Consider the following 23,330-nt stretch of genomic DNA (forward strand, 5'->3'; position numbering starts at 1 on the left):
TTCATTATCGGTTAAGGCATTGCGTGATGGCTCTGACCTCACTTCGCTTGCTTGCTGCGCAAATTTTGAAGTGCCTGCAATGCTTCCAGCGATGGGACTGCACTTTTTTTCTGCGCTTTGAGCTCACTTTGTGGCTCAACTGGTGCACTACTCTTTTCTTTCATTGAAAGCGAAATTTGCAGCATATACATTTCTACAGCTTCGCTGATTAGTGCCTTCAGTCGCTCTGCATTCCAAGGCTTTTGAATGTAGCGGTAAATTTGTCCCTCGTTAATTAGGCGAATGATGTCCTCCACATCGGTGTAGGCTGTAATCAAGATTTTTGGCACTAGTGGCGCATACTTGCGTGACTCAATCAGCAGGTCTGCCCCTGTTTTGCCCGGCATTCTCTGGTCGGTGATAAGCAGCGCTACAAAGGCATCTCGTTTCAGAAGGTCAATTGCCTCATTTGCACTTGTGGCACTTATGACATCGTAGTCATCTGCAAGCAACTCTGTTAGCGCAGTATGCACTGCCGCTTCGTCATCTACCACAAGTATCTTGGGCTTGCCGCTTTTGCCACGAAAGGCATTTTCGTAGCCGCTACGCTGTGCTGCTTCACTGAGGCGATCAAAAAACGCCGCCTCATCCTTTTGCTGCTGCTCTAAGCGAGAGAGTGATTCTTCGGTTAGGTGAATGCCGAAATCCTGTGTGTCCAGTGCGATATCAGATTTGGTAGCAGGCGGCACGGCTTTTTGCGAAAGCTTGCTTAGCGCTGCCAGCGATGCTCGAAGATCTTGAGTCAGTCGTTCTGTTTTCTTCGTTTCTGCTGGCTCAGTTTTTTCCTGCTGTCCTTTCTGCTCGAGCAGTGCCTGTTGCTGTGCCACAGCGTTTCGGTGTGCTGCTACTGCCATCTCAATTACATCTTCCAGCTCTTTTGCCTTCCAAGGTTTTCTAATGTAGCGAAACACGGACCCCAGATTCACTGAGTCGACTACAGCATCGGCATCAGCAAAGCCTGTCAGCAAAATGCGTGTGGCATTTGGCACGCGCTCTGCTGCCGCTGCCAGCACCTCTGTGCCTTTTATGCCCGGCATTCGTTGATCGCTGACAATGACGGCTAAATTGGGCAAGCGCTCTAGTGCCGCAATTGCAGCCTCACCTCCTAAGGCGGTGTGCACTTCATAGCGCATGTCGAATAGTTGCGCCAGTGCTTCCAGCACTTGTGGTTCATCATCAACAAACAAGATTTGCGGTTTCATACTTTTGCCACATTTAGTTTTCGGTGAGGCTTTTGACCTCAGAAGTTACACAAATTATGCGTTCTCTCGAGCTCGTTAAAAAACTTTAAATCGTTTTTTGAAATTTTGTTTTTTTGTATACTTGCCAGAACAACAGAGCAACAAGCAGTCTCAGCTGCTCCTATTGGTTACACAATCATTTCAACGAAAATCTTTTAACGAACTTCAAACGCTATGAAGCAGGGCACGTTCACAATTGTATTGCTTACACTGGCGCTTGCCGTAGGCATTGCTATCTACATCTGGTTCGGTGCACAACCGAAGGGTACAATCTTCCACGCCATTTTTGAAGGCGGACCGCTGGTCTCTGTCTTGATTGCCTTCATCATTATGATTTTCGCATATGTGATTGAACGCACAATTGCGCTTAACAAAGCAAAGGGCAAAGGCTCAATGGCTGACTTTATTCGCGAGGTGAAGGAAGAAATTGAAGCAGGACGCATTGATGGCGCAATTGCTAAGTGTGATGCTCATCAAAGCTCACTGGCTGCTGTGATTCGCGCTGGTTTAGACAAGTATAAGTCGCTGGTGGCACGCAAGGTTACTGACCCAGAGAAACGCCGCACTGAAATGCAAAAGGCAATTGAGGATGCAACTGCAGTCGAAATGCCTCTTCTCGAAAAGAACCTTGTTGCCCTCTCTACAATTGCCTCAATTTCCACGATGGTCGGACTGCTTGGCACGACGATTGGCATGATTCGTGCCTTTACGGCACTTGCCACAGGCGGCGCGCCCGATGCGGTCCAGCTTTCGCTTGGTATTTCAGAAGCGCTCTTCAACACAGCTGGCGGCATTTTTGGCGGCATTGCTGCGATTGTAGCATATAACGTCTTCACCAGTCAGGTTGACAGCTTCTCATACCAGATTGACGAATCAGCCTTTTACATTGTCGAGACGCTCTCTACGCGTGAAGAAAAGTCAGTTGCCTGAACTCTTAACTGACAGCACTGGGTATGGCAAAGGTCAAAAAGACAACAAGAACTGGTATTAAGCAAGATATGACGCCAATGGTCGATGTCGCTTTCTTGCTTCTTACCTTCTTTATGCTCACCACGCAGTTTCGTCCGCCAGAACTGACACCGATTAACTTGCCCAATGCGACGGCAGAACGCAAGTTGCCTGACCGCGACATTTTGACGGTTACGATTGGCGCTAAAGGCGATGTCTACTTGGGCGTCGATGCACAGCCGACCCGTGACCGCATTTTTAACAACTACATTGCAAAGCGTTTGGGCGAAGCAGGTATGGGCGCCGCAGCCGTTGAGGACTCGGCGCGTAAGTTTCGACTGGCTGAGGGCTTTTTCATCGGCGATGGAAGCGATATGGCACGGCTTGCGACCAACTTAGAGACAATGATTATCCAAGCACGTTTAGCCGAGCCGCGTCTTCGCCCCGTTATTAAAGCCGATGTAACGACCGATTATCAGTATGTAAAGCTCACGATGGATATTTTCAGAAAAACCAATATGCCGACCTTTAACCTCATCACCAGTCTTGAAGCTCTACCAAAACCTAAAAATTAAAGGAGAGAGACAAATATGGGTGGTGGAATTGCGGCACCAGAATCACAGAGTACTCGCAAAAAAGGCAAGAAAAAGAAGCGAAAGCGTCTTGGCTTTACACTGGATATGACGCCAATGGTCGATGTCGCTTTCTTGCTTCTTACCTTCTTTATGCTCACGACGACCTTTGCCAAGCCAAACACGATGGAGGTGAACTTGCCTTCCAAAGATATGAGTGAAGTAAAGGTCGCTGAGTCGAATGTGCTCACCATCCGGGTTACGGAGGGCGACAAAGCCTACTGGAACATCGGCTTCGATGAACCGAAACCGTTTGAGCTATATGACAAAAGCGGCGAAAAGCCTACCATTAGCAATGAGTTTCGCAATATCTTGAAAACCGAGAGTGAGAAAATTCGCCAGCGTGTTGGTGAAGATGTGATGGCTATTGTCTTGAAGTTTGATAAGAAGGCGCAGTATCGCAATCTTGTAGATGTTTTAGATGAACTCAACATTTTGCAGTATCGGCGTTTCAGTATTGCGGACTACACGGAGCAAGATGCCGCAGAAATTGAAAAAGTGTCGGGCACTCAAGCGGGGGCTGCCCCAGCCAATCAACCCTGAAAGGAGGATACACATAATGAGCGAGATTCTGGAAAAAGAGACGAAGACAGCCGCTTCTAATACTGAATACAGCAATGGTCACCACAACGATAGTGGGTTCATCAAGCTTGACTACCTTGATACTGAGCGCTTCCGCAACATCAACTACGGCAACCTCATTTTGCGGAAAGAGTCGCACAAGTATCTTGCGCGCGGTGTCTTCACCTCTATTGGATTTGTCGCAGGTTTGCTTTTCACCTACATTGCTTGGGGGATTATTCACAACTTGCTCAAAGGTGATGAGGAGGAGAACGTCCCCGTAGTTGTGCAGAAAATCGACATCGCCAATCTGCAGCCGCCGCCGCCAATGGACGAGAAAGCGCCACCGCCACCACCACCTGCCGCTATTAAGCCGCCGCAAGCACCTGACATTGGCGAAATCAAAAAAGTCAAAGATGAAGAGGCGCCACCTAAGCGCACCATTGCTGACCAAAACAAGCTCAAAGAAGCTATTGAGAAAAACGCTATCACGGGCGAAGATTCGACTGGCTTTTCCGAGGCTGTTCGCTTAGTTGCTCCTGCCGCGCCTTCTGGGCCAGCGGTTGCCGTCGACGACAACGCCGATCCACCAGACTTTGTTGCTGTCGAAAAGGAGCCACAATTTATCAATCAGGTAAAACCAGTCTATCCTGAAATTGCCCGTAAAGCAGGCATTGAAGGCCGTGTGGTCTTGCGCGTGCTCATTGATAAAGACGGCAAGCCACAAAAGGCACAAATTCTCAAAAATCCGGGCACAGATATCTTTGATGAAGCGGCGATTGCGTCGGTGATGCAATCGAGTTACTCGCCTGCTATTCAGAACGGCAAACCTGTCAAGTGCTGGCTGACTGTGCCCATCAAGTTCACCCTAAGCTCGAAGTAAGTTTCGACTGCCTTTGAGACAAGAAGGTAGGCTAAGTTGTAAGCCTACCTTTTTTCTTCGCTTTTAACCTACTTGCTTTCTTCAAATGCAATATGGGACTTGGCTTAGCGTTGAACCAACCGCATCAATGCTTTTTGCGAGTGCTTGAACGTTTGCTACATTTTTTTAGTTTTGCCGGCAAAGTAACTCTTTCAACAAAACGCAAAACGACTGTTTGACTATGCTGAAAGTCTTTACGCACGGTTGGCGTTTTGCCATCGCAGTCACCTTCTTAGGCTTTTCGATCTGCTCTTTCTCATACCCAGTTTTTGCTCAGGAATATGGCACCATTTCAGGCAAGGTTACAGATGCAAAGTTTGGTGAGCCTTTGCCTTTTGTGCGCATTCAAGTCGTGGACTCCAAGCTCGGCACCGTGTCGCAGACAGATGGGCGATACAGTTTTCGCGTGCCGCCGGGCGAATATACCTTGCGCGTCTCCAGCATCGGCTATGCCCCACAGATCGCAAAAGTCAAAGTCGGTGCTGGCGAAACCGTCGTGAAAGACTTTGTGCTGGTCGAGACCTTCGTGCAAGCGCAAGAACTGGTCGTTACAGGCACACGCCGCAGCGACCGCACGGTGACCGAATCACCTGCTCCGATTGACATCATTACGGCCAAAGAAATTCGTCAGATGGGGCAAGTAGAGACAAACCAAATCCTACAGTTTCTTGTCCCGTCTTACAACTTCCCGCGTCCCTCAATTACTGATGGCACTGACCATGTGCGTCCTGCCACACTGCGCGGAATGGGGCCTGACCAAGTGCTGGTGCTTCTAAACGGCAAGCGCCGTCATACCTCCGCGCTGGTTAATGTTAACGGCTCAATTGGACGTGGTGCGGCAGCTGTAGATCTGAATGCGATTCCTGCCAGTGCCATAGAGCGCATTGAGATTTTGCGTGACGGCGCTGCGGCACAATATGGCTCTGATGCCATCTCAGGCGTTATTAACATTATTTTGAAAAAGGACGCGCCGTCTAATGTCTCTGCACAGTTTGGGCAAAATCTTGAGGGCGATGGACGCGTTTTGCAGGCTGATTTTTCACATAGTTTTCGCCTGAGCGAAAACGGTTTTCTTAACCTTAGTGGCGAGCTGCGCGACCGTGGCTTTACTAACCGCTCAGGGCGCGATGAACGACAGCTTTTTTCACTTGTAAATGGTAACCCTGACCCACGCGAGAATACCATCAACCGCATTAACCATCGCTTTGGCGATGCCGCCACGCTTGATGGCACATTTTTCTTCAATCTTTCACAGCCTATCTCTGAGTCGTTTGCCGTCTACAGCTTCGGCGGTTTCGGTTACCGGCGTGGGGAGGCCACTGGCTTTTTCCGGCCGTCGCAAGACGACCGTGTAGCGCGTTCCCGAGATGCAAATGGCAACATTGTTGCCTTGCATCCCGATGGCTTTTTGCCAATGATTCGCAGCAACATTTACGATATGTCGGCGGCGGCTGGACTGGAAGGTCGCTTGGGAAGCTGGGACTTGAATGTGGGCGTCGTGCACGGACGCAACTACTTTGATTTCAATGTGGTCAATAGCAATAATGCTTCTTTGGGCGCAATTGTCTCGCCGCAAGATGCACCAATTTTAGGCTTACCTGTTGGCGCACCGACTCCGACTTCTGCCTACTGCGGCACAATCTCATTTTTCCAAACTACTGTCAATGCTGATGCCCACACACAGCTTTTCTGGGGTCTTGCTGCTCCGCTCAATCTTTCGCTCGGCGCAGAGTATCGCAACGACCAATATGGCATCCGCGAGGGTGAGCCAGCCTCGTATATGCGCGGTCGGGGTCCTGATACACTGGTTCTGCGTGCTAACGGCACACGAGGAGGCTTAGCCGCTGCTGGCATTCAAGTTTTCCCCGGCTTTCAGCCTGTCGATGCCAAGCAGATTGGACGCAATAGCGTCGCCCTGTATGTCGAGGCAGAACAAAACTTCACAGAGTCTTTTCTTTTGAACCTTGCAGGTCGCTTTGAGAACTTTAGCGACTTTGGCTCTACCATTAACGGTAAAGCAGCTTTCCGATTTGAGTTTCTCAAAGGCTATGCGATTCGCGGCTCAGTGAGCACGGGTTTCCGTGCACCCTCCATGCAGCAAATCGGGTTTTCGACGGTTTCCACGAACTTTATCGGTGGTGTGCCGTTTGAAATCAAGACCTTTACCGTCGATGACCCTGTGGCACGTGCGCTTGGCGCAAAGCCATTGAAGCCTGAACGCACGCTGAATTTCGCAGGCGGCTTAACCTTAGACCCCGCTCCGAATTTTTCTCTTACCGCCGACTACTACCACATTACCGTTACTGACCGAATTGTACTCTCTGGTAACTTTATTGGCGATGCGATTCGCAACTTCCTTGCACAGCGAGGCTTTTCAGGTGTCGGTGGCGGGCGCTTCTTTACGAATGCGATTGATACGCGCACACAAGGCGTAGATGTGGTCGCACGCTATGTGCAGGACTTGGGTCAGTATGGCGTGCTTCGTTTTACAGTTGGTTTCAACTACACACAAAACCAGATTATCAACATCAACACACCGACACCGCCTGAATTAGGCAATCTGAACGAAACTCTCATTGACCGTGTAGAGCGCTTCCGCATTGAGCGCGGTCAGCCACAAACCAACTTGAACCTGATGCTCAACTACAACTATGGTGATTTTGCCTTGATGCTTCGCACAGTGCGCTTCGGTGAAATTGCAGCTCCTGCATTTGGTCAATTACCCGAAATTAATCCTACCATTACCATCAACAATGTCATTTACCCTGACATTACAGTCTTTGACCAGACCTTTGGTGCGCGCTGGATTACAGACATTGATCTCTCCTATCGCTTCTTTGATAGGCTGACCGTCGCTGTAGGAGGCACTAACATTTTCAACATCTATCCCGACCGCACGATTTTGATTCCTAACAACGCCAACAGCGGTCGCATTTTGCCCTTCTCTGGCGCTTCGCCATTTGGATTCAATGGTGCACATTTCTACTCACGCATTTCATATGCGCTGTAATGAGGGGAAGTATGGCGCAAGTCTTTGTCCTTCATAAAATCCTTTTGCATAGACTTGCGCCATTTTGCGAACTACAAAACCACAAAAAGATATGAAGCATACTTGCTTACCACTAAGCCACACCTTTCTGATTTGCATCACACTTTTAATGCTTTCTCTCTTGGGCTGTGAGAAGCCGACCGTTAGCCCTGACCCTTTGGAGAACACTGCGAATGTGCGCGTCTTGCACTTTTCTCCGGGCGCGCCAGCAGTTAATTTGCAAATTAATGGTCGTCGCCCGACCGTTGCTCCAGGCGCCACTTTTCCTGACACGATTCGCTACTTGGACAGCCGCCCCTACTACAATGTGCCTGCCGGACCTGTTACGGTCTCTTTGACGAGCGCGCCGACCTTTGCTATTCCGAATCCACCTTCGCTGTCGCTCAGCACCACCATTCAGGCTGAGCGCAATCAGGCGCGTTACACTGTCACTCTGACGGATACTTTTCCGCGCACCACGCTTACGGTCTATCGTGATACCTCGGTTGCCCCTACCTTTGAGACGATTCCACCTGGGCGTTCACTTGTACGGGTTGTGCATCTTTCGCCAAATGCGCCGACTGTCCGCCCCGTTCTTCGTGTGATTACAGGCGGCACAGATAGCGTGCGCACTTTTTCTGACCTCTCATTTCGACAAGCCTCAAGCTACCTGCTCATCAATGCTGGCTCTGGCACTTTGCAGCTTTTAAATCCTGCGACACAAGCCCCGATTACATCGTTCAGTGCAGCTGTGCCAGGTCCCGCATTAGGCTCTGCTTCTCCGACACCTGGCTTTATTTACACGATTTACATTCGTGGGCTGGTGGGCGTTACAGGCACGAATGCTTTGGGCGTAACGGTCGTAAGAGACAACTAAGCCAGAAAGAAGCAAGGCGCAAGCCAATGCACTGCACCACAGCTTTTCCTACTTGGCTTACTCTTAGGTGTGCTTACACGGTGCAATTAGTCAAGCTGAGTGTGTGGGTGAGTTTACCTCACCCTTCATTTTTCTTTCAAAAGAGAGAAGATGCCCCTTAATTTCTTAGTGGCAACCTTCTCTGGGGCTATGCACTGCCAAATTTTTCTGTAACTTAGGTTTTCAAAACTTAACTTGACTAACACACCCTAAGATGGCAAGAATTTCAGCTCTGACACTTTTTGCGCTTTGGGCGCTGGCTTCTATGTGTGCTTGGGCACAAGACCGCTATGTTGAAATTGTGCAGCGCTACGGTCGCCCACAGTTTTACTTAGAGACCGCAATGTTTCCCACTGCTTCGCCAGACTCTATGCGACTGGTGGTGCATATGAAAATTTCATATGACAATGCTTTCTTTGTGAAGCGCCCTGATGGCAAGTTCAGTGCAGAACTTAACTTCTCCACTGAGGCACTTTCTCGCCAAGTTTCCGTAGCGCGGCGTAGCGCCAAGCGTCTTATTGTGGTTGACAGCTTTGCTACTACCAAAGACCGCTCACTTTTCGTTGAGGCTACTTTTGACCTCACGCTCAAGGCAGGTGAGTATGAGCTTTTCTCCGAGATTTACAGCGATGAAATTCAGAAGCAGATTCGCTTTGACCGTCGTAGCATTGCGCCGAAGCCTAAGAAAGTCGTGCAAGTGTCTGATGTAGTAATGGTTTATCGCCCTGAGCTTAAAAGAGAGCCGCTGCGCTTTAAGCTCTTGGGTGCAGCTGGCAACGGCATTTTTGGTCGTGATTATGTGGGGCTTGTTGAAATTATCTCGCCCCAGCCTATTGATGAACTAAGTTGGGAGCTTTTTGAAAAGCAAGGTCAGAAAGAAAAGTCCATTGAAAAAAAGACTGTGCCCAAAGAGGCAATTTTTGCGGTTCGCAGCCTTGATGTCAATTCAGATGAGAAACAAGAGTATTCACTTTCGGCTGCGCGCCTTGAGCGCTCGGTGCGCTACCTTGCGATACTGGACTTTCAGGCTGAAAAATTAGCGAACACGCGCTTTGTGCTTAAACTTACAGCACGTGCTGGCAAAGAAGTAACGGAAACCACCAAAGAGTTTGAAAATGCTTGGATTGATATTCCTTTTGGACTCTACGACATCACGCTTGCGATTCGCTTAATGGAATACATTTTGAAGCCAGAAGAGCTAAGCGAAATGCAAAGTGGCTCGGCTGAGGAGCAACGCAAAAAGTTTTTGGACTACTGGAAAAAGCGAGACCCGACACCAGAGACAGAGTTTAATGAACTGATGGCTGAATACTTCCGCCGTGTCGATTACGCCTTTTTCAATTTCTACACGCCCCGTGAATTTGGCTGGCGTACAGATCGCGGCAAAACTTACATTCTCTACGGCGAGCCATCCAGCATCACGCGTGAATTTCCGATTAACCGCCCTACGCAGGAAATTTGGACTTACAACGAAATTAAAAAGCGATTTATTTTTGCAGACCGAAACAATACAGGAAACTACGAGCGCATTGCCGTAGAAGACCTGCCGTAACCTAACATTTTTGCAGTATCCATGACTGAAGTATTTGTCTATCCACAAACCCAACCTTCTCTTTGGTTGGAACACTATGCTACGATTACATGGCTGCTCTCAATGTTGTTTCTTGCCATCGTGTGGGCTATTTTCTTTCGATATGGCAATTTCCGATACGGTATCGACGTTGGCTGCTTAGTTAAAACCGTGCTGATTATTCTTGCCACGACTATTGCTTTCGGTGCCCCCTTGATGTATAACACCAAGTTTTACGCCGAACACGGACATGAGGGCGACAAAATCGTGCTAAGCGAAAACGAAATCATCTATGAGACACGGAGCGGCAAACGTAAAGCATTGCGCTACAGCGACATTCAGCGCATCTACCGCGAGCCTCTCACCTATAACCCACCCAAGAGCTACCACATCATTGGGCTTATTGATTCTATCCGCGTTGACTCCATCAGTGTCAAGGAAAACTTGCCTGACTTTGAACGATTTTTGCAGCGCATCTCTGAAAAAACCAAGCGCCCGATTGAACGCTCAATTTAACTTCGCTAATTGTGCTAAACACGCACCGCATTGAGCAAGCACTTAGCCAGACTCGGCGTCTTGGGAAAGTGCTCTACTACTTTGAGCAATTAGACTCCACAAATAGCGAGATTTTTCGTGCCACGCACTTACCAGAAGGTGCAGTCATCCTTGCCGAATTTCAGACAGCTGGCAGAGGGCGTGCCGGCAAAGTGTGGCACTCCCCTATGGGCGAAAACTTGCTCTTTTCAGTGCTGCTTCGCCCAGCTTGCGAGACCAAGTGGCTGGGCTTGCTTTCTATTATGGCATCGGAAGCGATTGCAGAAACTGCAGAATTTCTCACAACTTGCACAGCGACGGTCAAGTATCCCAATGATGTGTATGTTAGTGGGAAAAAGCTCGCTGGGGTTCTTGTAGAAACCCGCACGCAAGGTCTCCGTGCGCCAACTGTTGCACTTGGCATTGGTCTCAATGTCAATCAAACTGCCTTTGAAGGTGAGCTGAGCGAGCGCGCCACTTCTTTGCGCTTGATTGCACAAAGAGAACTTGACCGCGCTGCTGTGCTGACTTACTTGCTTCAGTGCCTCGATGCACGCTACGACGAGTTCATTCAAGGCAGAGCAGAACTTTTTTTAGAGCGTTGGAAAGCCCGATGCCAGATTATTGGCAAAGAAGTTTCATTTCGCTATGCCAATGCAGAGCTTTCGGGCAAAGTGGTCGCTATTGATGAGCAAGGCTGCCTTTGGATTGAATCCAACACTCAACGCATTTGCTATGCACCGACCGACATCAGCTACGTCCGATACTGATGTAATGCTTGCAATTGACATCGGCAATACGCACACTCGCTTTGCGATCTTGCAGCGCGGGCTGATTGTCTGGCACAAAGCCCTTTCAACCGACTTACTGCGTTCAGCGCGTCAGGCACAGAAACTTATCAGACCAATGAGCCAAGACCTATTAGCAAAGTTTGGTCAAATTCGCCAGATTGGCGTGGCTTCAGTCGTGCCCCAAGCCAGCGCCCATCTGTTGCCAGCGGTAGAACAGGTGTTCAGCACCTCTATTCTAAACATTTCTGCTCATCTCAAACTGCCGTTTAAGATTTGCTACAAGACACCAGAGACGCTCGGTGCAGACCGCATCGCTTTACTGGCGTTTGCTCGTCTTCATTTTCCCAAGCAAGCTGTCATTGCTATTGATTTCGGCACCGCTATCACTTACGACATTTTGCGTGCCAATGGAGACTATCTTGGCGGAATGATTCTGGCAGGAATGCATACTGCTGCAACTGCGCTCTCACAGCGTGCGGCGCAGCTACCGACATTCGATCTTCCATATCAGCCTCGTTTAATTGGGCGCAGCACGATTGAATGCTTACAATCTGGCACATTCTGGGGCACTGTAGCACAAACCGATGGCTTAATTGCACGGCTTAAAGATGCCCTTCGACTTACCTATAAGGAACCTAACGTTGCAGTGCTTGCGACAGGTGGCGATGCAAAGCGGCTTGCTACGGCTGTGAAAGCTATTGACGCAGTTGAACAAGATGCTGTGCTATTTGGGATCCGCATCATTGCTGCTCACCAATGACGCTGGATTTGTCAAAGTGCCTTTGCACTCTGCTCTGTGCTTAGTGTGGCGGCTCGTAAATCAAGCGGAAGAAAATGCTGAGTCGCTCACTACTGCGCACAAGCGGCAGCCCTACTACAATACCGATAAGCACATTGTCAGCAATGCCTAAGCGCATTTGTGGTCGGAACACTGCATTAAAACGCTCTCCATCGAAGTATTTGTTTATCTCCAGCCCGATGAAATTGCGTGTCCCACGAATCATATAGTGAATGTTCGTATGCCACTCATACTCCACGCTAACTGGCACAGCTTTGAAAAACGGCTGCTCAATTCTTATGCCTGCATAGACCATTGTGTGAAAATTATTTCCCCACCGCTTTGCGGCAATAAAGAAGGGGTTGTAGAGATTGCTTTTGAAAATCGGTCCTCTGTGAATGATATCAAGGTCGCTGAGCTCCAGCTCATTGATGTAGCCCAGTGCCATCGAGGTAGAGATTTCTTCTGAGACGAAAAAGCTCCATTGCATAGCTGCTTTTAGCGACTCGATGCGGTTTGAGGGGGCTACAATATCGGCTCGCGCTGAGTATAGCGTAACAGGGATTTCAAACTCCATGCCCAAGTGATAGAACGGTGCAAACTCATACTCAATTAGCATCAGGTATTTGTCGTAATCCAGCCTATCTGTTAGCCCAAAACCGATGTTCCACTCAGCTTCTCCCTGCCGAGCGCCTAGGTCTCGAATCAGGTCAATAAACAGCGGCTCGGCGTGCAAGACTTTCTCACCTTCTTTCTTGTCCTCAACTTCGTAGATGTAAAGTGTATCGCGAATGGTCTTTCGGTCTAAGGTATCGAGGGGCCGTGCTGCAAGGGTGTTGGCAGCTAAAATGGAAAATGCAAAAGCCAGCCCCACTATTTGTTGCAGCGACCTTCTCAAAGCGCAATCTTGAGTGAGTTTAGGAAGTGTGGTCTAACACGATTTTCCAGCCTTCTGCGGTTTTTTCAAATAGCAAGGTAAAGTAACCACTTAGCGTTTGTGCCTCACCTGCCACAGTTCTGCGCACCAGAATGAATTGACCGTTCACAATTGCGTATCGCTCAGAGAGCAGTTTCACCTGTAGCCCCTCAAACCTCAGACTGCCCATTGCAGCTTGGTCAGGGTAGGCTCGCAGATACCGCTGCAAAATTTTCTCGTAGCCTTGCTCAATTCCTTTGGAGGAAATAAACCTTGTTGAGTCAGAGCGCTTGTAGCCTTGCATAAAGCCGCGTATATCCCCTCTGTTCCAATCTGCAACTTGCGCATTTAGCACGGCTAAGATTGCCTCTCTGTCACCTGTTTCCCTATCGCCCGTTTGCGCCATCGCCAGCGAATAGAGCGCAATGAACACACTCAGTATTGCAAACTGTTTCATCGGGTTTCAAATTTTAGCCAGCGAAGATAGGGATTAGTATGCTAAATTTGCATACCAAATTAAAGGCATTGCTACGCCGAAGAGTGCCGAACTCGGTTGGTCGACCTTATGCGTTAGAAAAAAACATCCTCAAGCTTCACGATGTTTATCAAAGGCTTTGAGTGCGGACCGCTCTACACCCTTGCTTATTTGGTTAGTGACGGCCGGATGGGAGAAGATGGTTTTGCGACTGCTTGCGTGATTGACTGTTCTTACGGCTCGACGCCACTTATTCTTAGCGAAGCTCAACGGCGCGGATTCCGCATCCAAAAAATTTTAAACACGCATGGTCACTTTGACCATACCGCTGACAACTATCCATTGCAGCAAGCTACCCAAGCGCCTATCTACATTCACCCCAGCGACGAGTGGCGGCTGAAGGAGCCTTACAAAGAGCCTTTCCCTATTCCTTTTTCTATCATACCCACTGAGGCTAGTGCGCATTTGCACGATGGCGACCGCATTACAGTTGGCACTTTGCAGTTTGAGGTCATCTACACGCCTGGGCATACCTTGGGGGGTGTTTGCCTTTATGAACCTACGCACAAAGTGCTCTTTTCAGGTGATACCCTCTTTCGAGACTCTGTTGGTCGCTGGGACTTTATTGACGGCAATCTCGAGCAACTGGTTCAATCGCTTGAGCGGCTTTTGCGCTTACCTGCTGACACCAAAGTTTATCCCGGGCACGGCGAACCCACCACCATTGGTCGAGAACGGCAGCTCAATCCGTTTGTGCGTCAACTGGTTCCGTCTTTTCACTAATGTGATGGAGCGCCACCACCGTTTGCTTTACCCGAATCTGCTTTGATGGGACAGCTCAAACCCTAACGCACCACAAACACCAGTCCCTCGTGCGGACGCAACCGCACTGAGACACCTCCTTGCCACAACTCAAACTGCGGGCTTTTTCTTGGGTCAGTTACGAAGACTTCAATGTGTTCGTAATCCTGAATGTGATTGAGCGCTATGGTTGGGAAGTAGCTTTCACACGGTTCTGCGGTTAGGTTGACAAAAGTCAGCGTATGCCCTGTATGTCCGCCACTCTGCCTTTCAAAGGCGATGATGCCCGCATCGCTGTAGCCTGACAGCACATGAAAATCGCCGTTAGTGATAGAGGCATTTTGGCACAGCCGCATCAAGCGATGATAAAAATCGACTGTGCTGAAGTCAACTTCTTCATTTGGACGTCGGATAAGCTGAACAGGCAATCTGGTGCGCAGTCCATCGTGTTCACCTTCGTGCAAAAGATGTGCCCCGATTGCCGTGTAGGTGAGCAGCGCAGCTGCACGATGGTTGGCGCCAAATGCTTGTGCTGCCCGCTCTTCGTTGTGATTTTCAATGAAACGAATGAGCTTCTGTTGATACCGCACCGCTCCACGCAGATGTGCCTTGATGCCCTCAATGTCTCGGCTGCGAATGCGGTCGTAGAGCCGTTTGTCATAAACAAAATCAAACCCCTGTTGCTGGAGTGCCCATTCTGTGTCCCAGTAGGCTTCTGCCACGAAAAGAAAGTGGGGGAAGTTTTCTTTAACTGCACAAATTGCTTTCTGCCAAAACTCTTCTTTCATTTCCAATCCGAAGTGCCCCCATGTGTGATTGAAGGTATCTTTCAGGACCAGCATTGCCATACTGCAGCGCACACCATCGCACAAATTAGCCACTTTGCGCAGCACTCTGCACATTGCCTCATGCACAGCAGGATTAGCGTAGTTCAGTTGCAGCGTATCTGTCCACGCTGGAAAATAGGGGTCTTTGCCACAGGCATAGTAAAGTCCACCGTGTTCTACAAAGTCATCAGGCATTTTTTCTGCAATGTGCGCGGGCACGGAGATGAAGAATTCGGGGTGCGTTTCAATCCACTCGCAGTCCAGTGCCAGATGATTCGGCACAAAGTCTAACATCAGTCGGATACCGTGCTCACTGAGGCGATGCCGAAACTTTGCTAAGGCTGCTTCTCCGCCTAAATCAGTTGACACACTGTAGCGCGCAATGGCGTAGGGTGAAGCCACAATATCTCGTTCACCTACATCTGGCAAAGCACGCTGGTATGCTCGCCACAGTTCCGAATGCGTGCGCGCCATCATTCTGGCTTTGGGACTTTCTTCCCAGATGCCCATTAGCCACAGTACTCTCACGCCCCAATTTTGCCACTTTTGAAATTCCACTTCGGGCACCTCAGCCAGCGTAAGCGCACGCCCTGCTTTGGTGCTAAGTTCCCGAAGCCACACCCGTGTGTTTAGCTCGTAGATGAGCGGATACTTGTTTAAGCCTGCCATTCCTAAAAATCTGCTCAATTGCGACTTCCGCTACTCTGGTGCTCGGAAGCCATCCAGACGCAACGCCTTCTTAGACTTCGCCTCTGACTCCTCCTCCTTCCGAAAAAGAGCCGTTTTGAGCTGCACCCTACCTATCCAATCCACATTGTTAGCGCACACATGGCTCCTACGGCGCTATGAAAATTACGGAATCTGTGTGTCTTATCGGGTGAGTTGTTACGCCCTATTCTAATGTGGAACGTTGGCGCCATATTTTGCATTACCGTACTACGCACAGATGCTTTCCACTTCTGCTCGGCGTTTCTTTGCCTTAGTCAAAGCTTGTTTGGGGTTACGATGGTGATTACTATATTTTTGAATTGGCATATACTCACATCACTAAGTATTAAGCAATGAAGAAGTCATCACGTTCGTCTGCCGCGCATCCATCAGGAGATAATCCACATCAAACTCGCTCTTCAAAGTCGGCATCTACCTATCGACGTCGCTCCACCAGTGCACCACCTCATGCCAGCATGTCCGTACCTCAGCTCTTTTCCCTGCAAGCCTATCCTCAGCCCGCTCTACTTTTGCATGCTGAAACCGCCTTAGTCCTTGACCTCAATGATGCCTTTTGCACCCTTATCGGTTTCAGCCGAGATGCACTTTTAGGCAACTCGCTCCCTGAATTAGGTTTCTGGAAAAATCCTGAGCAGCTGGATACCTTACTTGCTCAACTTCATACTGCAGCTTCGCCTTGCAAGCTGCGCACTGCTCTTCTTTCTCACACAGGGATTGAGCGCTGGGTCAGTTGCACTGCTGCTGCTCTTAGAGATGGCAATGCCACTTATTTTCTTTTTCTCTTTGAAGACATTACGGAATTATTGCAAGAACATGCCGCACTTCAGAAAGAGCTTTTGCAAGTTCAGAAAAAGTTGTTAGAGCTGCAGCAGCTCTCACAAGTCGGCTTTTGGGAGTATGATTTGCGCACTGGGAAAATCTCGTGGTCGCCTGTTATTTTCGAGTGGTTTGGTTTGTCGCCCGAGTCTGGCGAGCCAGACTACGAGCGATTTTTAGCTGCACATCTGCCTGATAGTGCCGCTCGTCTTCGTCAAGCGGTTGAGCGTGCCATTCAAACTGGCGAACCTTATCGGCTCGAGCTGGAAGCTCACCACTCTGGGCGCACGTTTTGCTACATTGGTGCAGGTGAAGTTGAGCGTGATGAAACTGGTCGACCGACCAAACTTTTTGGCACTGCGCAGAACATCACAGAGCGAAAGCAACTGGAAAAGTCGCTCAGAGAAAGTAAAGCACTCTTGGAGTCCATTATTGATACGGCAGCAATCGGCATTTGCGTAACCGATGAAGAGGGGCGGTATGTGCTTGTCAATCCTGCTTATTGCCGCACATATGGATATAGCGAAGAAGAGCTACTTGGCAAACACTTTAGCCTTGTTATCCCTGACGAGGATAAGCTCAAAGCCAGCAACACTCACTCTGCTTTCATTGCTGGCGACCCACACTCCTCTGGCGAGTGGCGACTTTTGCACAAAGATGGACGCTTGCTAGACATTTATGTGAATGCCAGGCTTCTTGTTCGTGAAGATGGTCGGCGATTTAAGGTTACCACAGTTGAAGACATCACGGAACGCAAGCGTGCTGCCAAGCGACTTAAGGAAGCAGAGGAGGCTTTGATGCAATCGCAAAAGATGGAAGCAATTGGCACGCTGGCAAGCGGTATTGCACACGATTTTAACAATCTTTTGGGTGGCATCTTGGGCAACGTAAAGTTACTCTACCGCCGCACCGATCCGAGCGATGAATACCTGCAAATTCCGCTACGCCGCATTGAATCTGCTGCACACCGTGCGGCAAAATTGACCTCACAGTTGCTTGGTTTTGCCCGCAAGGGCAAATATCAATCTGTTGCCTTCAACGGCGTGCACGCAATGGAGCGTGTGCTGGACATTCTTTCTCACACTATTGACCGGCGCATTCATATCTCTACGCACTTTGCGCCACACTTGCCCCCTATCGTTGGCGACCAAAATCAAATTGAGCAAGTTTTTCTCAATGTGCTGGTTAATGCGGTCGATGCAATTCAAGCTACGCTCAAAGAACGAAAGAAAGGCGAAATTCGTATTCATGCTGCCCTTTATGTTCCCACCGATGCAGATGCAAGGAAATGGGAGCTTTCACCTTCACGCAAATACATTCGTTTTTCCATCTCCGACACAGGCACAGGTATTCCAGAGGAGGTATTGCCGCGCATTTTTGACCCATTCTTTACGACCAAAGAAGTAGGCAAAGGCACAGGCTTAGGGCTTTCAATGGCCTATGGCATAATGAAGAGTCATCACGGCAGTATTGCCGTTGAAACTGCACTTGGCACTGGCACAACTTTTCATCTTTACTTTCCTACTGACCTTGCGGCTGATGAGGAGCCTGCTGCGCCAACCACTACCATTCACCATTTTCAGCCTAAACTTACTATGGCAGAGAAAAAGCATAAGATTCTTGTGATTGAAGACGAAGAGATGCTGCGCGAGATGCTCTCTGAGGTCTTTACCGAACTTGGCATTGAAGTTGTCATTGGCACCAATGGCGAAGACGGACTTCACCAGTTCAACGCACACCACGGACAATTTGACCTTATCTTGCTCGATATGAATATGCCTCAGATGGATGGCGAAGCAGTGTATGACGAGCTTCTGAAATACCCTGACTTACCGCCCGTGATAATCCTCACAGGATGTGCCAATGAAGAGGTTCTCAGCCGTTTGCAAGAAAAAGGCGTGCATCGCATTATCACCAAACCCTACGACATTGATGAGCTGACAGCTGCGGTGCTTGAACTCTTGGCAGCACGAAGCCAACTCAAGTAAGACCTTGTGGATTTAGTGCACTGCGGCGTAGATGTGCGTGGCTCGTTTTACAGGCGCATTATTTTTCTGCGTTGCGTTACACCTTGATAAGGCGTGGCGAATAGACACCTTCAACTTCTGCAATGCGTTTTAGCGTTGCTTGCGACAGTCCTTCGTCGAGGCAGATTACCGTTAGCGCTTTGGTTTTTTCCTCATTGCGTGAAAGCGAGATATTGGCGATGTTGATGCTGGCGCGCAGCAACCGCGCTCCTACTCGCGCCATCACGCCGGGCTTGTCATCATTGATGTAAATCAGGATATAGCCTTCGGGCTTGAACTCGCAAATGAAGTGGTCATACATTACCACGCGCAAATCTTTTGCTCCCAATGCGATACCGCCCAGTCGCTTTTTGCCTTCGGTGGTTTCGTATTCGACGACCACCAAGTTTTGGTAATCAGTATGCTCTTTTTCGCGATGCTGGTGCACTTGCAGGTTCAGGTCGTGCGCCATAGCGAACACATTGATATAGTTGATTTCTCTGTGCTGAATTTCGTCCAGCACCCCTTTGAGCGCTGCGGCGGAAATTGCTTCAGAGAACTTGCAGAGGAAATCACCATATACTGTGATCGCCATTGACTTGGGCGTGCCGTCTAAGAGCTGCGCTACCATTGCGCCCAATTTTTCTGCCAGCACAAGATATGCTTTGACTTCTGTTTTCTGCGCCAGTTCTACCGTCGTCGCATTGACTGCACCAATTAGCTCACCTGTTTCTTTCCAGCGAATGACCTGTTCAGCGATTTGCAAAGCCACTTTTTCTTGTGCTTCCACTGTGGAGGCTGCAATGTGCGGCGTAACAATCACATTCTCCAGCCTTAAAAGTGGGTGGTCAGGTGGAATGGGTTCGGTCTCGAAGACATCTAAGGCCGCTGCGGCCACTTTGCCAGACTGCACTGCTTCTACTAAGTCGTGCTCATTGACAATGCCGCCACGTGCACAATTGACGATGCGCACCCCTGTTTTCATTAGCCCAAAAGCCTTTGCCGACAGCAAATTGCGTGTCGCTTCACTGTATGGCGTATGAATGGTGATAAAATCGGATTCACGAAAAAGTTCTTCCATTGGGAGCAGCGTAATACCCAGCTTTGCGGCAAACTCCTCAGCGACCATTGGGTCGAATGCTACAATGCGCATTCCGAAGGCTTGCATTCGCTTTGCCACCTCTCGTCCGATTTTGCCCAGCCCTAAAATGCCCAATGTTTTGCCTTCTAGCTCTCGTCCCATCCATTTCTTTTTGTCCCAGATACCTTGCTTGAGTTCGGCATGCGCTTGCGGGAGCAGCCTTGCTACAGCCAGCAGCATCGCACAGGTATGTTCTGCCGCTGAAATAGTATTTCCACCCGGCGTATTCATCACAATTACGCCTTTTCGTGTTGCCGCATCAATATCAATGTTATCGACACCTGCACCTGCTCGCCCAATTAGTTTGAGTGAATCTGCACAGGCTAAGATGTCAGCCGTTAGTTTGGTAGCGCTGCGCACCAAGACTACTTCATAGTTTTTAATCTCGGCTTTCAGCTCGTCTTTGGAAAGCTTTTGCTTCTCAACGACTTCAAAGCCATTCTGGCGCAAGCGCTCGCCACAGGTTTTTTCAATGTTGTCTAAGATGAGTGTTCTCATAGAGGTTCATTTTTTCGTCAAGAAAGCGCAAAGATACGAAATGCTTGCGTAGTTGCGGAGAGCTATGACAGGCGCGCTGAACCTACGCACTATTGCAGCGCATTTGCACAAAACCGCTCGCCTCACGCTTAAGGAAAGGAGAGTTTAGGGCTGTCTTGCTAGCAAAACCGTGCTGAAATGCGGCAACTCCCCCTTCAAGCAAACACAGCGGAAAAGCATCGAACAGGGAGAATGTTCCCATAGAGAAACCCTTCGCCGTAGCGTGCCCCGATTAGCTCGCCAAAGTATTTTGCGCGTGCCTCCAAGCTTTCTAAAAATTCTTTTCGCGAAATATGCGTCTCTGGCTCCTTCGAGGCAGGATTAAAAAACTGCGACTTAAATGCTAAGACACCTTGACGCGACTCCTCAAACGTCTCGGAGACATCGACAATAAAACTTGGCAGTGTGAACCGGTCTTGGAGGTAATGAAAGAGAAATTTTGGTCGGTGGCGTGCCTGCACTTTGCCGCTTTCTTTGGTCTTAATTTTGAGCAAGCCAGCATAGAAGCAGGCATCGGCAACCAGTTTTGCTGCTCGCTCGTGGTCAGGGTGTCGCTCCACAGGTTGGGGCGCAAATACGACCGTCGGTCTGTAGCGACGAATTACGGCAATTAGTTTCAAGAGGTTTTCGCGTGAATTCAGAAAACGCGTATCGCCTAAGTTCAGATTAATGCGCTCTCTGTAGCCTAATATCTGCGCAGCGGCATGAGCTTCTTTGCGCCGTTGTTTTCTCGAACCGCGCGTGCCCATTTCACCTTCAGTGAGGTCGCAAACCACTACCGATTTGCCTTCACGATGCAGCTTCAACATTGTTGCGGCACAACTGATTTCAACATCATCAGGGTGTGCCCCAAAAGCTAAAGCATAGATGGGCTCAGTCATCTTAGGCTATTGAATTTGGGTATGTGCATACTGCTTTTTTATTTATTCTCTTGATACTTTCTCCCTAACTATCCAAACAATCAAATGCTTTCAGAATTGTTTTTGCGACTTCATCGAGTGAGCGAAGCCCATAGAAGAAATGCGCCCCTTTCCCAAATGCCAAGAGTGGCACGGGGTTGTGCGTGTGTTGATCCGTTGTCATATCCTCAAAGTTACCATGGTCGCTAGTGAGCACAAGGAGCGTCTCTGAATCCACCCTCTGCAAAATCTCTCCCAAAAAAGCATCTAAGAGATGCAGTAGTTGCGACGGCTCAATCATTAAGCGGCGATGTCCGACAAGGTCAGTGAGAAAAAACTCATAGAATACCGCATCGTATTGCTGCAACAGGCGCACAAAATTTCTCGCACTGTCTTCTGGCGACACCACCACTAACTGGGACGCTTGCGCATTATTTTCTTTCCACCATGCATTGATGATGTCACCTGAGATGGCTTCTTGTCGCATCAGGTGCTCAAGGCTACGCACTTCGATTTGCTCCTGCAGCGCAATTTCAAACAAAACAGAGCTACGAATTTTTCCCAGAGCACGGAGCGCCTTGCATCGCTCGATGAAGGCGTGTGGGTATGCATTTGCATAGCAGATATTTTTCCCTCTTGCTTTAAGCGCCTTTAAGAGATTCATTTCTGCTAACAGTGGGCGAAGTGGCGTCGGCAGAAATGGTCCAAAGTGCTTGCCAAAAATTTTTGCGCCGTTGAGTGAGGTATAGAGTGAAAATTGTCCTGTGCCGCTCTGTCCTGCACCCTCTACGCCCATTGATGCAGAAATCGGGATTAGGACGCAACGCGGCGTTTGCACTGTAGCTTCTTCCAGTAGAAGCTCTCTGCCGAGAATTTTCTTAATAGTAGGCTGCGATGTTTGTGCAAATGGGTTGGTTTGAGTTCTTGGTGCTAACCCTACGCCATCGAGGAAAAGAAATGCTAATTTCATTCTTCATTTGCAACCATCTGCTCATAGGTTTCACGTCGGCGAATGACTTTCGCCGTGCCTTTGCACACCATTACCTCTGCGGCACGCGGCCTTGCATTGTAGTTGCTTGCCATCACGGTGCTATATGCTCCAGCGGAAAGAATCGCTACAAGGTCTCCCTCTTCTACTGCGGCAATCGTACGCTCACGTGCGAAGAAATCCCCTGTCTCGCACACTGGCCCAACGATATCGGCGGTGAGTTTCTTTGCTCCTCTCTTTACCACTGGAATAATCTCGTGGTGAGCACCGTAGAGCGCAGGGCGAATTAAGTCATTCATTGCCGCATCGACAATGATGAACTTCTTTTTGTTATGATTTTCTTTGATATAGAGCACCTCCGAGAGCAACACGCTTGCATTTGCCACCATATAGCGCCCAGGCTCTAGAAGTATCTTTGCACCTGTGCTTTTCAGGAGTGGCACCAATACCTTTGCAAATTCCTCAATCGGCGTTGCCTTCTTCTCTTGCGAATAGGTAACAGGGAATCCGCCGCCAATATCCAGATGCTCCACTTCAATGCCCATCGTCTCACAAAGCGACTTGATATGAATTAGCTTGAGCGCAGCATCATAGTAATACTTCGGATCTTGAATCTGCGAGCCAATGTGCATATCTAAGCCTAAGATTCGCAGATGTTTGAGCGACTTAATTTCACATAGCACTTCTTCAGCCAGTGCTTCATCAATGCCAAACTTTTGCTCGTGATTGCCAGTGGTAATGTAGGGGTGAGTCTCAGCTGTGATATTAGGCGTGATGCGCAGTGCAACGGGCGCAATTCGCTTCAGCTTTTTTGCAATGGTATTTATGCGACGCACCTCCGAGAGAGATTCAGCTTTCAGCATTAAGATGCGGCTCTGCAATGCATACTCAATTTCATCGGCTGTTTTGCCAACGCCCGCCATAATAATTTTTTCTGGATTTGCTCCCGCCTTTAGCGTGCGGAATAGCTCACCGCCTGAGTTTACATCGAAACCACTGCCGATCTCCACCAAAGCTCGAATGACCTCGAGCGTGTAATTTGCTTTGACCGAGTAACAGGTTAAGTGATTCAGCGGTGCAAACGCTTTCTCGAAGCGCTGAAAGCTATCTAGAATGGCTGATTTGCTGGTTACAAAGAGCGGTGTACCATACTTCTTCGCCAGCGAGGGCAGTGGGATTCCCTCGCAGTGAAGAATTTCATTCTTGTAGGTGAAGTGTGAATCTAACTGCACGGG

The 23,330-nt window shown here is 49.1% G+C and carries 20 protein-coding genes; 12 read left to right on the plus strand and 8 right to left on the minus strand.

Features of this window, described 5'->3' with window-relative positions:
- Nucleotides 1-38: 38 nt before the first annotated feature.
- Nucleotides 39-1,241: a response regulator gene (locus NZM05_06520; protein ID MCS7013268.1), complete on the minus strand. Its 1,203-nt coding sequence runs from the start codon at nt 1,239-1,241 to the stop codon at nt 39-41.
- A 213-nt stretch (nt 1,242-1,454) separates the two neighbouring features.
- Here NZM05_06520 and NZM05_06525 point away from each other — a divergent pair, with 213 nt between their 5' ends.
- The 10 genes from NZM05_06525 (at nt 1,455) to NZM05_06570 (ending at nt 11,942) form a co-directional block, all read left to right on the plus strand.
- Nucleotides 1,455-2,210, plus strand: a complete 756-nt coding sequence (locus tag NZM05_06525) for a MotA/TolQ/ExbB proton channel family protein (GenBank protein MCS7013269.1) — start codon at nt 1,455-1,457, stop codon at nt 2,208-2,210.
- A 23-nt stretch (nt 2,211-2,233) separates the two neighbouring features.
- Complete coding sequence (locus NZM05_06530) at nt 2,234-2,803, plus strand: biopolymer transporter ExbD (protein ID MCS7013270.1); 570 nt, start codon at nt 2,234-2,236, stop codon at nt 2,801-2,803.
- Nucleotides 2,804-2,818: 15 nt separating this feature from the next.
- A complete protein-coding gene (locus NZM05_06535) occupies nt 2,819-3,403 on the plus strand; it encodes a biopolymer transporter ExbD (protein MCS7013271.1) in 585 nt (194 codons plus the stop codon).
- Between the two features lie 16 nt (nt 3,404-3,419).
- Nucleotides 3,420-4,304: an energy transducer TonB gene (locus tag NZM05_06540; protein ID MCS7013272.1), complete on the plus strand. Its 885-nt coding sequence runs from the start codon at nt 3,420-3,422 to the stop codon at nt 4,302-4,304.
- A gap of 220 nt (nt 4,305-4,524) precedes the next feature.
- Nucleotides 4,525-7,353: a TonB-dependent receptor gene (locus tag NZM05_06545; protein MCS7013273.1), complete on the plus strand. Its 2,829-nt coding sequence runs from the start codon at nt 4,525-4,527 to the stop codon at nt 7,351-7,353.
- A 91-nt stretch (nt 7,354-7,444) separates the two neighbouring features.
- Nucleotides 7,445-8,248 (plus strand): DUF4397 domain-containing protein, encoded by an 804-nt coding sequence (locus NZM05_06550; GenBank protein MCS7013274.1) that lies wholly within the window; start codon nt 7,445-7,447, stop codon nt 8,246-8,248.
- Nucleotides 8,249-8,501: 253 nt separating this feature from the next.
- Complete coding sequence (locus tag NZM05_06555) at nt 8,502-9,839, plus strand: GWxTD domain-containing protein (GenBank protein MCS7013275.1); 1,338 nt, start codon at nt 8,502-8,504, stop codon at nt 9,837-9,839.
- 21 nt (nt 9,840-9,860) lie between these two features.
- Nucleotides 9,861-10,373 carry a hypothetical protein gene (locus NZM05_06560; protein ID MCS7013276.1) on the plus strand — a complete coding sequence of 171 codons (513 nt, stop codon included), beginning with the start codon at nt 9,861-9,863 and terminating at the stop codon, nt 10,371-10,373.
- Between the two features lie 11 nt (nt 10,374-10,384).
- Nucleotides 10,385-11,161: a biotin--[acetyl-CoA-carboxylase] ligase gene (locus NZM05_06565; GenBank protein MCS7013277.1), complete on the plus strand. Its 777-nt coding sequence runs from the start codon at nt 10,385-10,387 to the stop codon at nt 11,159-11,161.
- The gene (locus tag NZM05_06570; GenBank protein ID MCS7013278.1) at nt 11,127-11,942 is read left to right on the plus strand and encodes a type III pantothenate kinase; all 816 of its coding nucleotides are present in this window, start codon (nt 11,127-11,129) and stop codon (nt 11,940-11,942) included. The genes NZM05_06565 and NZM05_06570 overlap by 35 nt, the downstream gene beginning before the upstream one ends.
- 40 nt (nt 11,943-11,982) lie before the next feature.
- On the opposite strand, the gene NZM05_06575 is transcribed toward NZM05_06570, so the two are convergent.
- The gene (locus tag NZM05_06575; protein MCS7013279.1) at nt 11,983-12,858 is read right to left on the minus strand and encodes a hypothetical protein; all 876 of its coding nucleotides are present in this window, start codon (nt 12,856-12,858) and stop codon (nt 11,983-11,985) included.
- A 19-nt stretch (nt 12,859-12,877) separates the two neighbouring features.
- On the minus strand, nt 12,878-13,333 hold the full coding sequence (locus NZM05_06580) for a nuclear transport factor 2 family protein (GenBank protein MCS7013280.1): 456 nt from the start codon (nt 13,331-13,333) through the stop codon (nt 12,878-12,880).
- Nucleotides 13,334-13,474: 141 nt separating this feature from the next.
- On the opposite strand from NZM05_06580, the gene NZM05_06585 reads away from it, so the two are divergent.
- Complete coding sequence (locus tag NZM05_06585) at nt 13,475-14,134, plus strand: MBL fold metallo-hydrolase (GenBank protein MCS7013281.1); 660 nt, start codon at nt 13,475-13,477, stop codon at nt 14,132-14,134.
- 62 nt (nt 14,135-14,196) lie between these two features.
- Here NZM05_06585 and NZM05_06590 read toward each other — a convergent pair whose 3' ends face one another.
- A complete protein-coding gene (locus NZM05_06590; protein ID MCS7013282.1) occupies nt 14,197-15,648 on the minus strand; it encodes an alpha-amylase family glycosyl hydrolase in 1,452 nt (483 codons plus the stop codon).
- A gap of 392 nt (nt 15,649-16,040) precedes the next feature.
- Between NZM05_06590 and NZM05_06595 the strand changes: the two genes are divergently transcribed.
- Nucleotides 16,041-18,512: a PAS domain S-box protein gene (locus NZM05_06595; protein MCS7013283.1), complete on the plus strand. Its 2,472-nt coding sequence runs from the start codon at nt 16,041-16,043 to the stop codon at nt 18,510-18,512.
- Between the two features lie 76 nt (nt 18,513-18,588).
- Here the strand turns inward: NZM05_06595 and serA are convergent, their stop codons facing one another.
- The 4 genes from serA to lysA form a co-directional block, all read right to left on the minus strand.
- On the minus strand, nt 18,589-20,169 hold the full coding sequence (serA, locus tag NZM05_06600) for a phosphoglycerate dehydrogenase (GenBank protein MCS7013284.1): 1,581 nt from the start codon (nt 20,167-20,169) through the stop codon (nt 18,589-18,591).
- Nucleotides 20,170-20,363: 194 nt separating this feature from the next.
- Nucleotides 20,364-21,089: a bacillithiol biosynthesis deacetylase BshB1 gene (gene bshB1, locus NZM05_06605; GenBank protein MCS7013285.1), complete on the minus strand. Its 726-nt coding sequence runs from the start codon at nt 21,087-21,089 to the stop codon at nt 20,364-20,366.
- A gap of 64 nt (nt 21,090-21,153) precedes the next feature.
- Nucleotides 21,154-22,077 (minus strand): hypothetical protein, encoded by a 924-nt coding sequence (locus tag NZM05_06610; GenBank protein ID MCS7013286.1) that lies wholly within the window; start codon nt 22,075-22,077, stop codon nt 21,154-21,156.
- Complete coding sequence (gene lysA, locus NZM05_06615) at nt 22,074-23,327, minus strand: diaminopimelate decarboxylase (protein MCS7013287.1); 1,254 nt, start codon at nt 23,325-23,327, stop codon at nt 22,074-22,076. The genes NZM05_06610 and lysA overlap by 4 nt, the downstream gene beginning before the upstream one ends.
- Nucleotides 23,328-23,330 lie beyond the last annotated feature (3 nt).

The organism is Chloroherpetonaceae bacterium, from assembly GCA_025056565.1.
In the GTDB taxonomy this organism is placed as follows: Bacteria; Bacteroidota; Chlorobiia; order Chlorobiales; family Thermochlorobacteraceae; genus Thermochlorobacter.